This is a genomic window from Baaleninema simplex PCC 7105 (assembly GCF_000332355.1).
Lineage (GTDB): Bacteria > Cyanobacteriota > Cyanobacteriia > Cyanobacteriales > Geitlerinemataceae > Baaleninema > Baaleninema simplex.
The window spans coordinates 519,348-520,317 of record NZ_KB235959.1; the positions used below are offsets into that span (position 1 = coordinate 519,348).

General features: G+C 48.0%; 1 protein-coding gene. It reads right to left on the minus strand.

Features of this window, described 5'->3' with window-relative positions; translation table 11 throughout:
* Positions 1-390 precede the first annotated feature (390 nt).
* Positions 391-970 (minus strand): RNA-guided endonuclease InsQ/TnpB family protein (locus GEI7105_RS31885; RefSeq protein WP_144054011.1); only part of this gene is annotated, 580 nt, incomplete at its 5' end.

Here is a 970-nt window from a genome sequence, read left to right on the forward strand (position 1 = left end):
GCCTGTAGCTGATGACGCTCTTCTGCTGTCAGGCGCACAATGTATTTTTTCTGTCATGGGACTCCGGCTCGCTCCCTACAGATTACCTCAATACTCCCGTTAACCCTAATTCTTAGAGTTGACGCTGCACTAGGTTTCAAGAAGTCTTCACCACAGAGACACAGAGGACACAGAGAAGGGTTTGTCAGTTTGGAAAAAACCGCTCTTCCGACCTTGGTGTGTAGGGTAAATGCTTGTAGCCTATATCTGGAAAAGAATTTCGCGATTTGAGCGGACTTTTTATACAGTTTAGCAAAAACTCTTGTCCTGTAAGGGTTTCAGCGATTTCTTGCATAGTAAGTTCGGAAGAGCCATATTTTTGTAGTTGCAACGATTCAGTTTTTCGGTACGTTAAGCTCTACGCTTTGACACTCCCCAGCTATCACGGCGTGGGGATTCTTCCTTCAACGATCCGACTTGCTCTGACAGGTTTGCACCAGCCAAAGTAGCGGTCAAATCTCCAGAAGCGTTCACCTCGACTGCGCTCGGTGAGCGAAGCCGAACCGAAGTTCCGGTATGCCCTACCGTACTCAAGGCAGCGTTCAGGATATTGATGGCGGCATTGTGGTCTCTGTCTAACTCAAAACCACACCGACAAACGTGAGTTCTCGTCGAGAGAGATTTTTGAACGATCGCACCACAACTCGAACATTTTTGAGAGGTATAGGCAGGATTCACCGCAACGGTAATCTTGCCAAACTTCTCTCCAAATTGTTCGAGCCACTTCCTGAACTGATACCAACCGGCATCGTGAATCGACTTGGCGAGACAGTGGTTTCTCACCAGATTCTTAATCCTCAAATCTTCGTAGGCCACCAGATCGTTAGATTGGATGACGCAACGCGCCAGTCTCTTGGCGTGTTCTTCACGTTGCCGACTTATTTTGAGGTGTACTCGCCCGAGTCGATTGACGGCTTTTCTTCGGTTGGTA